Source organism: Candidatus Acetothermia bacterium (assembly GCA_024653305.1).
Classification (GTDB): domain Bacteria; phylum Bipolaricaulota; class Bipolaricaulia; order Bipolaricaulales; family Bipolaricaulaceae; genus JACIWI01.
On record JANLFW010000026.1, the window covers coordinates 1 to 8,638 of the forward strand.

At 71.2% G+C, this 8,638-nt stretch carries 9 protein-coding genes and 1 tRNA gene; 4 read left to right on the forward strand and 6 right to left on the reverse strand.

Annotation, left to right across the window (positions count from 1 at the left end; genetic code table 11):
* Positions 1-1,739: ferrous iron transport protein B (feoB, locus tag NUV94_07625; protein ID MCR4392606.1), on the forward strand; the 1,739-nt coding region annotated here is incomplete at its 5' end.
* Here the strand turns inward: feoB and NUV94_07630 are convergent.
* The gene (locus tag NUV94_07630; protein ID MCR4392607.1) at positions 1,736-2,383 is read right to left on the reverse strand and encodes a YggS family pyridoxal phosphate-dependent enzyme; all 648 of its coding nucleotides are present in this window, start codon (positions 2,381-2,383) and stop codon (positions 1,736-1,738) included. The two genes, feoB and NUV94_07630, sit on opposite strands and share 4 nt — an antisense overlap.
* A gap of 264 nt (positions 2,384-2,647) precedes the next feature.
* On the opposite strand from NUV94_07630, the gene NUV94_07635 reads away from it, so the two are divergent.
* The gene (locus NUV94_07635) at positions 2,648-3,325 is read left to right on the forward strand and encodes an MBL fold metallo-hydrolase (GenBank protein ID MCR4392608.1); all 678 of its coding nucleotides are present in this window, start codon (positions 2,648-2,650) and stop codon (positions 3,323-3,325) included.
* A gap of 10 nt (positions 3,326-3,335) precedes the next feature.
* On the opposite strand, the gene NUV94_07640 is transcribed toward NUV94_07635, so the two are convergent.
* Positions 3,336-3,407, reverse strand: a tRNA-Gln gene (locus tag NUV94_07640).
* A gap of 58 nt (positions 3,408-3,465) precedes the next feature.
* Here NUV94_07640 and NUV94_07645 point away from each other — a divergent pair.
* Positions 3,466-4,104, forward strand: a complete 639-nt coding sequence (locus NUV94_07645; GenBank protein ID MCR4392609.1) for a glycerol-3-phosphate acyltransferase — start codon at positions 3,466-3,468, stop codon at positions 4,102-4,104.
* Positions 4,101-5,237: a glycosyltransferase gene (locus tag NUV94_07650; protein ID MCR4392610.1), complete on the forward strand. Its 1,137-nt coding sequence runs from the start codon at positions 4,101-4,103 to the stop codon at positions 5,235-5,237. Before NUV94_07645 ends, NUV94_07650 begins: the two co-directional genes overlap by 4 nt.
* Before the next feature lie 63 nt (positions 5,238-5,300).
* Here NUV94_07650 and NUV94_07655 read toward each other — a convergent pair whose 3' ends face one another.
* The 4 genes from NUV94_07655 to NUV94_07670 form a co-directional block, all read right to left on the reverse strand.
* Positions 5,301-6,053, reverse strand: a complete 753-nt coding sequence (locus NUV94_07655) for a hypothetical protein (protein MCR4392611.1) — start codon at positions 6,051-6,053, stop codon at positions 5,301-5,303.
* Positions 6,054-6,085: 32 nt separating this feature from the next.
* Complete coding sequence (locus NUV94_07660; protein MCR4392612.1) at positions 6,086-6,781, reverse strand: ABC transporter ATP-binding protein; 696 nt, start codon at positions 6,779-6,781, stop codon at positions 6,086-6,088.
* On the reverse strand, positions 6,771-8,006 hold the full coding sequence (locus tag NUV94_07665) for an ABC transporter permease (protein MCR4392613.1): 1,236 nt from the start codon (positions 8,004-8,006) through the stop codon (positions 6,771-6,773). Before NUV94_07665 ends, NUV94_07660 begins: the two co-directional genes overlap by 11 nt.
* The coding region (locus tag NUV94_07670; GenBank protein MCR4392614.1) for an outer membrane lipoprotein-sorting protein at positions 8,003-8,638 on the reverse strand (636 nt) is incomplete at its 5' end. The genes NUV94_07670 and NUV94_07665, both read right to left, overlap by 4 nt.

Genomic DNA, 8,638 nt, shown 5'->3' on the forward strand with positions numbered 1-8,638 from the left:
CACCCCCGGCTGGCGGTCGTTCGTCGTGGCCAAGAACAGCTCAGGTCCGTTTGGACCTGCCGGGGGCGTACTCCCTCCTCGGGGGGGACCCCGCGGAGCGGGTGACCCGGGAGTTCCTCCTCTCCGGCGAGGTGGATGCTGTCGTGCACGTGGCCGACGCCTCGGCCCTGGGGAGGTCCCTCGAGCTCACCCTGGAGCTCGCGGAACTCGGGCTCCCCGTCGTCCTGTGCCTGAACATGGCCGACGAGGCCGAGCACAAGGGGGTGGCCATCGACCAGCGGAAGCTCGCCGAGCTCCTCGGAGTCCCGGTGGTGTCCACGGTGGCGAGCCGCGGCCAGGGGCTGGCGGACCTCGTCTCCGCCCTGGGCCACGCCCGCCCGGTCCGCCGCCCCCCCTACGCGCCCGACGTGGAGCGCGCCCTGGAGAAGCTCCGCGCCGTCCTCCCCTCCCCCCACGAGGCCCCCCAGGTCCTGGCCGGGGAGGCCCCCCCGCCGCCCGAGCTCCGGGCCCTCGTGGACGGGGTCCGCCGGGAGCTCGCCGCCGCGCGGGGCGAGGACCCGGCGGTGGTCCTGGCCGATGCGCGCCACGCCGTGGCCGCGCGCCTGTTCGAAGCCGTGGCCACGTTGGGCAAGCCTCGGGTGGGGTGGCGGGAGCGCGCCGACGACGTCCTCATGCACCCCATCCTTGGCTACCCCCTCCTCACCCTCGTCCTCCTTGCCCTGTTCGGGGTCACCTTCTGGGCCGGGGGGGCCCTGGAGGGGCTCCTCTCCCCCGGAATTGAGGCGCTCTCTGGGCGGTTCGCCGCCGCCCTAGGTGGGGGGCCGGCGGCGTCCCTTCTCCTCGGGGCTTGGGACGGCCTGGCGGCCGGGGTCGCCCTTGTCCTGCCCTACCTCGTCCCGTTCCTCTTGCTCCTGGCGTTCCTGGAGGACGTGGGCTACATGCCCCGGGTGGGGTTCCTCCTCGACGGGCTCATGCACAAACTGGGGCTCCACGGCAAGAGCGTGATCCCGTTCCTGTTGGGGTACGGGTGCACCGTGCCCGCGGTGCTGGCCACGCGGATCCTGGAGGACGAGCGGGACCGGCTGGTCACCGCGGCGCTGGCGGTGATGGTCCCCTGTGCCGGGCGGACGATCGTGGTGATGGGTCTGGTGGGGCGGTTCGTGGGGCCCCTGGCCGCCCTCCTTCTCTACCTCGGGAACGTGGGCGTGATCGCCCTCGTGGGGTGGGCCCTGACGAAGCTCCTTCCGGGGGAGGGGCCGGGGCTGATCCTGGAGATCCCGCCCTACCGCCTCCCCCGGGGGCGCAACCTCCTCAGGAAGACCTGGCTTAGGCTCAAGGGGTTCGTCGTCCTCGCCTGGCCGCTTCTTGCCCTGTCCAGCGCCGCCCTCGCGCTGGCCGAGGCTCTGGGCTGGGCCGGGGGCCTCAACCTGGCCTTCCGGTTCCTCACCTGGCCCCTGGGGCTCCCCGCGGAGGCGGGGGTGCCCCTTGCCCTGGGCATCCTGCGGAAGGAGCTCTCCCTGGTGATGCTCGAGGGGGCGCTTCCCGGGGGGGTGGCGTCCCTCGCCCTCGGCCAGATCGTTGTGTTCACTGTGTTTGTCCTGTTCTACGTTCCGTGTCTGGCCACCGTGGGGGCCATGGGGCGGGAGCTCGGGTGGCGGCGGACCGGGCTCGTCGTCCTGGGTACGACTGCCCTGGGCCTCGTCCTGGGGGTCCTCGCCCGGCTGATCCTCATCCGCTAGGACCGAGGGCCGAACAGGGCCGTGCCGAGGCGGATCATCGTCGCCCCCTCCTCGAGGGCGACCTCCCAGTCCGCGCTCATCCCCATGGAGAGGGTGTCCAGCGCGAACCCTTCCGCGCACAGGTCCGCAAGGAGGCGGCGCATGGCCCGGAAGTAGGGCCGGGAGTCCTCGGGGGTGCGGGGCTCCGGGGGGAGGGCCATGAGGCCCCGGAGCTCAAGGCCCGGAAGCTCCCGCACGGCCTCGGCCAAGGGGAGGACGTCCTCCGGAAGGACACCGCCCTTCTGCCGCTCCCGGCCGATGTTCACCTGGAGGAGGACAGGGAGGGTCTTCCCCCCGCGCCCTGCCGCGGCGGAGAGCCTCCAGGCGAGGTCCCGAGAGTCCACAGTCTGAACCCAGTCGAACACGCCGGCGGCCCGGCTCGCCTTGTTCGTCTGCAGGCGGCCGATCATGTGCCAGGTGGCGGGCTCGGGGACCTGGGCCTTCTTTCGCTCCGCCTCCTGGACGTAGTTCTCCCCGACGTGCCCGATTCCTGCGGCCAGGGCGGCGCGGACCTCGTCGGGCGTCCGGCCTTTCGCCGCCGCCACCACCGTCACCCCGGGGGGAAGAGCTCTCCGGATCCTGTCCCAGCGTTCGAAGACCTCCACGCTGGAATTGTACGCCGGAGGAGTTTGCCACCCACGGCCAAGCTGCGCGCTTGTGGAGGACAGGACGCGGGGGCCGGCGTGGGTGCCTGACGAGAACTGCAGTGCCGTGCGCAACCGGTGGTGTGGTTGGATTTCCCGTTCGCGCGCGTTCGGGCAGCGCCTCCGGCGCACCCTCCGCCTGCCGCGGGCAGGCGGTGGCTGGCGCACTTGGGCGCGGACCGGGCTACACTCCAGGCGGCCGCGCGTACAGGCCAAGGAGGCACCATGGCACGGGAGTTCCAGACCGACCGAATCGAGACCTCGGGCGGGGAGCTTGCGATCACGTTCCTCGGCCACGGGTCGCTTCTGTTTGCGTACGACGGGAAGAGGGTCTACCTCGACCCCTTCTCCCGCGTCGCCGACTACGCGGCCCTCCCCAAGGCTGACCTCGTCCTCATCACCCACGAGCACCGCGACCACCTCGATCCGGAGGCCCTGGCGCTCGTGTGCACTCCCGCCACCCAGGTCGTGGTCCCTGCGCGGTGTACGGAGAAGGTCCCCGGCGGGACCGTGATGGGCAACGGGGACAAGGCGGTCGTCCTCGGCCTGGCCCTAGAGGCCGTGCCCGCCTACAACCTCGTCCACAGGAGGGAAAACGGCGAGCCGTTCCACCGCCGCGGGGAGGGCAACGGGTACGTGATCACGTTCGGTGACGTGCGGGTCCTCGTCGCGGGGGACACGGAGAACACGCCAGAGCTGAAAGCCCTTCGGGGCATCGACGTGGCGTTCCTTCCCATGAACGTTCCCTACACAATGACCCCGGAGATGGTGGCCGACGTGGCGGTGGCCCTGCGGCCGCGGATCCTCTACCCGTACCACTACGGGAGCACGGACCCCACCCGGCTGGTGGCGCTCCTCGGGGGCCACCCCGAGATCGAGGTCCGGATCCGGAGCCTCGCCTAAGGGGGGCGAGCTAGGGCGGGAGGATTCGAACCTCCGAATGGCGGCTCCAAAGGCCGCTGCCTTACCGCTTGGCTACGCCCTAGTCCCTGGGAGGATAGCCCCCTCCCAGGCGTCGGACAAGAGTTCCTGCCCCGGGCGCGGTGACGTACACTCCTGGGGATGGACAGGCGCTGGGGAGCGTCGGGAGGCCTGAGGCCGTGGTGATCATGCTCCTCTCCCTACTCGGCTTTGGTCTGGGGTCGCTTCCCTTCTCGGCGTGGGCCGCGCGGCTCCTGGCCCGGGCCGACGTGCGCGGAGTGGGGGATGGGAACCCCGGGGCGGCGAACGCCTGGCGGGCCGGAGGGTGGAAGGTGGGGCTCCTCGCCCTGGTCCTCGACGTGGGCAAGGGGGCCTTCCCCGTGCTCCTCGCCCGCCTCGTGGTCGGCCTGGAAGGGTGGGCCCTCGTCCCCGTGGCCCTGGCCCCGGCCCTGGGGCACACGTTCTCGCCCTGGGTTGGGTTCCGGGGGGGCAAGGCCGTGGCCACCACGTTCGGAGTCTGGACGGGGCTCACCTACTGGGAGGTCCCGACCGCGTTCGGCCTCTCCTTGGCCGGGATCCGCCAGGTGCAAGGGAACGACGCCTGGACTGTGGCCCTGGCCCTCCCAATCGTGTTCCTGTTCCTCCTCCTCTCCAGGTCGGAGCCGGGGCTCCTTGTGGCGTGGGGGGCGAACGCCCTCCTCCTCCTGTGGACCCACCGCCGGGAACTCCGGGCCCCGCCCCGGTGGCGGAGGGGGCCGTGAGCTTCCTCGTCTCCCACGAGTGGAGCCTGGCCGTGTTCATGGCTGTCCTGGCTGCGTTCTCTGTCACGAACCTCCTCTTCTTTCGGCGGCTGGGGTGGGCCTGCCTGCCCGAGCGCCTCCCCCCCGTCTCCATCCTCGTCCCGGCCCGGGACGAGGAGCGGAACATCGCCTCTTGCGTCCAGTCCCTCCTTGCCCAGGACTACCCCGAGTTCGAGGTGATCGTCCTGGACGACGACTCCCGCGACGGGACGGGGAAACTCCTCGAGGAGCTCTCTGCCTGCTCCGGCGGCCGGCTGCGGGTCCTCGAGGGGAGGCCGCTCCCGGCGGGGTGGCTCGGGAAGCACTGGGCGTGCCACCAGCTCGCCCAGGCCGCAGGCGGGGAGCTCCTCCTGTTCACGGACGCCGACACCGTCCACCACCCCCGCGCCCTGCGGGACGCCGTGGCCAGTCTGGACGGCCACCGGCTCGGGGCCCTGAGTGCCCTCCCCCGGCAGAGGGTGGGGACGGCTGGGGAGGCGCTCGTCATCCCCCTCGTCCCGTGGGTGGTCCACACCTTCGTCCCGTTCCTCCTCCCCTGGCGGGCGCCGGCCGCCATCGGCCAGTTCATGCTCTTCCGCCGCGAGGCCTACTGGGCGGCAGGCGGGCACAGGGCAGTGCGGACCGAGGTCCTGGACGACATCGCGCTGGCGCGAAACGTGAAGCGAGCCCGGGTGGGGTGGGAGTTCTTCGACGCCTCGGGCCGGGTGGAGACGCGGATGTACCGCGGCTGGCGGGAGGTCTCGCGGGGGCTGGCGAAGAACCTGTTCCCGGTGTTCCGCTACAACGTGCCCTTCTTCCTCTTCGTGTGGACGTGGCTTCTGTGGCTGGCCTGGCAGCCCGTCGTGGTCGTGGCCCTGGGGGCGGCGGGGGCAGTGCCGGCTGGGATGATCCCGCCGGCGGCAATTACGATCGGGATGTCCCTCCTCACGTGGTTCCTCGCCGCAGTGCGGTTCCGGCTTCCCCTCCTCCAGGTCTCCCTCTACTCCGTGACGATCCTCCTCGCCTCGGGGATCGCCCTCCGCTCCCTCCTCTGGCACCTCTCCCGCCGGGGGACGTGGAAGGGCCGGGGGATCCACGTGCGGGACCCGGTGTAGCCCCGGGCCTCCCCGCAGGGCGGCCCAGGGTCCGCCCACTGGGGAACGGGGGCGGAGGTCCGGCTAGCGTCCGAACAGGTCCCGCCAGGTGGCCTTCAGGCTCTCGCACGTGGTCTCGGGAGGGACCCGCAGGGCCACGAAGTAGCTTCGCTCCCGCACCGGGTCCACCCGGGCCTCCCCGTCCGTGTTGAGGAACGGGTTGCTCGCCCCGATCGTCACCTGCTCGTTCGTCCAGGTGATGAGCCCGCGGATGAGGTCCGGGGTTACCACCTCCCCCTCGAGGAGCTTGGTCAGCCGCTGCACCGCGTACACCTCGCCGGAGATGAGGCCGAGGATCTTCACCCGCACTGTAATCCCAGGCTTCCCGTCTCCATCCTGATCGAACACGCGGGGATCGTCAGCCTGCGTGGGGAGGGGGTCGTTCACAAGGTCAGCGAGACGCGCCCCGTGGATCTCGGTCGGCCAGGGCTCGACAAACCGCCAGCCATCCACCGTCGGCTCGAGCGTGGCCGTCCGCTCCACGACGCCAATCGAGCGCAGGAACGCCTCCGGGATCTCCGTGGTGACCATGGTCGTCCCGTCGTCCGTGTCCACGAGGCAGTGGATTTCGGCCATCGTGACGTTGCTCCCGCTCTGCCCCATCTCTACGTGCAGGATGAGGGTCGTGGTGCGTGTGCGTTGTCCCACGAACGGGTAGACGACGATGTCCGAGGTCACCTGCATCACCGCCCACGTCCCGGTGAGGTCAAACGGCGGGGCGTCCTGGGCTGCGGCCAGGCCGGCCAGGGCTACTGCGAACAACACTGCTCTCCTCATCGCTCTCCTGTCCGCCTTTGGGGAGGCGGGCCCTATCCTACCCGCTCTTCCCGGGCGATGCGGCCGTCCTCGAGGTGGATCACCCGGTCCACCCCTCCCAGGAGCCGCGCGTCGTGGGTGGCGAAGAGGAACGTGGTCCCGTGCTCCTCGTTCATCCGCCGCATGAGGTCGATGAGGTCGAGGCTCGTTTTCGTGTCGAGGTTCGCCGTCGGCTCATCGGCGAGGACGATCGCCGGATCGGAGACCACGGCCCGCGCCACGGCCACCCGCTGCTGCTCCCCCCCGGAGAGGCGGCTTGGGAACTGGTGGACGTACTCTTCCACCCCCAGCTCGGCGAGGACCTTCCGGGCGCGGGCGGTCCGTTCCCGGTACGGCACCCCCTGGAGCTCGAGGACGAACGCGGCGTTCTCGAGCACGGTCAGCACGGGGATCAAGTTGTAGGCCTGAAAGACGAACCCGATCTTCCTCAGCCGCAGCCGGGCCAGCGCGTCCCGGGACAGGCCCGACAGGGCGAGGCCTTCGAGGTAGATCTCCCCCCCGGTGGGCGTCTCGAGCCCCCCGAGGAGGTGGAGGAGGGTGGACTTCCCGGACCCCGACGGCCCGGCGGTGGCGGCGAACTCCCCGGCCCCGATCTCCAGGGAGACCCCCCGCAGGGCCGGCGTCTCCGCGGCCCCGGTGCGGTACACCTTCCACAGCTCCTCGGTGCGGATGACGGGGCTACTCCACATAGCGCATCGCCTCCATCGGCTGGAGCCTCGACGCACGGCGCGCCGGCCACCAGGCAGCGAGAACGGCAACCGCCGTCATCGATGCCGTGGAGAGTGCAACCTGTACAAAGTTGGCGCTCAGATGAAGCACCGGCGACATCCCGATCTCTCGCATCATCTGTGCCGCCGCGCCCCACAGGGGGATCCCACCCGCCGCCTCCACCACCAGGATCAGGCCGACTCCGGTGACCGCGCCGCCCACGGCGCCGGCGACGGCGATCGCCCCTGCCTCGGCAAGGATCATCCGCACCACCCGGCGCCGCGCTGCGCCGAGCGCGAGGATGAGCCCAAGCTCGCGCGTGCGTTCGAGCACGGATAGGTAGATCGTGTTCAGCACCACGAGTCCACCGAGGGCAAAGAAGATCGCCCCGACGATCAGCAGCGCCGGGGTCAGGATCCCCATGTAGGTTGCCACCATCGGGACGAGTTCCAGCCAATCCTGCACCTCATACCCTGCTGGGAGGTTTGCCCGTAGATCGTTGACCGCGCGATCGAGCGCGGTCTGGTCCCCCGGGCCGGTCACGCCAGCGACGCGGAGCACGATCGCCGTCGCCGCGGTCTCGCTTCGCGCCAACTGCCGTGCCGTGGAGAGGTCGGCGTAGATCACCGTCCGCCCGAGCGCCGCCTCGGGTGCCCTATACACCCCCACCACCGGCGCTCGGATCGCGCCCAGCGCCGCCTCCGGGTGCGCGCCGAGAAGGACGATCTCGTCTCCAACCTCCAGCTTCAGAAGCAGGGCGAGCTCCTCGCCAACCACGACCCCGCCCGTGCTGGTCGCGAGGGACTCCCCGGCGACGATCCGATCGGCAAGCCCACTGACCGGATCGACTTCCTCGGGCACGATGCCTCGCACGTAGATCGTCCGCGATCGCTCCCCGACGATCGCCATCGCCGGCAGATCGAGCCGCACCGTCCACCACTCGATCCCCTTAACCTCCGCAAGCGCCGCCAGCGCAGCGGACGGATCGCGCATCAACGGGATCGCTGACCCGGTCGCCTTCGTCGGCACGGCGCGGATCTGGGCGTGCCCCGTGTCGAACCGGGTCGCTGTCTCGAACATGTCCCGGAGGTTGGCGTTGGCGAACCCGAACATGAGGACGAGGAAGTACACCGGACCGAGGACCGCCAGCATCGTGAGGGCGGTCCGCCTCCGGTTCCGCCGGAGGTGCCGCAGGGCGAACCTCACTCTCGCCCCTCCAGGCGCGCCACGGTGAAGAACGAGGCGTCGATCCCCAGGCCGAACTCGGGGTCGAGGATCCGCTGGAAGAACTCGTCGCCGCCCCGATCCCGGACCGTGACCTCGGTGGGGAAGAGGAACGGTCCCACCGGGACGGGTGCCCCGAACTCCGCGGTGCGGAGGACCTCGCCCCGCTGGTCGTAGTACACGAGGGCTCTCAGGACGTAGTCCGCGGTCACCGTGACCTCGAGCCTTCCGTAGACCACCGGCGCTTCCGGCCGGGGGACGAGGGTGAGGAGGTACCCGGCGCGCGTTCCATCGGGGCCGAGGATCGGCTCTGCCTGGGCCTCGTGCTCGCCCCACAGGGCCCCGTGGGCCAGGTCCCCGAGCGAAGGCCCCCCACCGAACAGGGCCTCGCCCAGGGCCAGGGAGGGGAGGGCGATCGCCCTCCCCACGGGGGGGCTATAGTACCAGAGCTCGTCGCCCACCTGGAGGTACCCCGCTCCGGCGTCGGCCTCCGGGGCGAGGATCCGCAGGAGGGCGCGGTCCTCCCCGAGGGTCCACACCTCGATCCGGTATTCCCTCGCTCTCCCCGCGACCGTGGCCCGGAGCTCGACCACGGCGTGGAAGCTCTCCCCCCG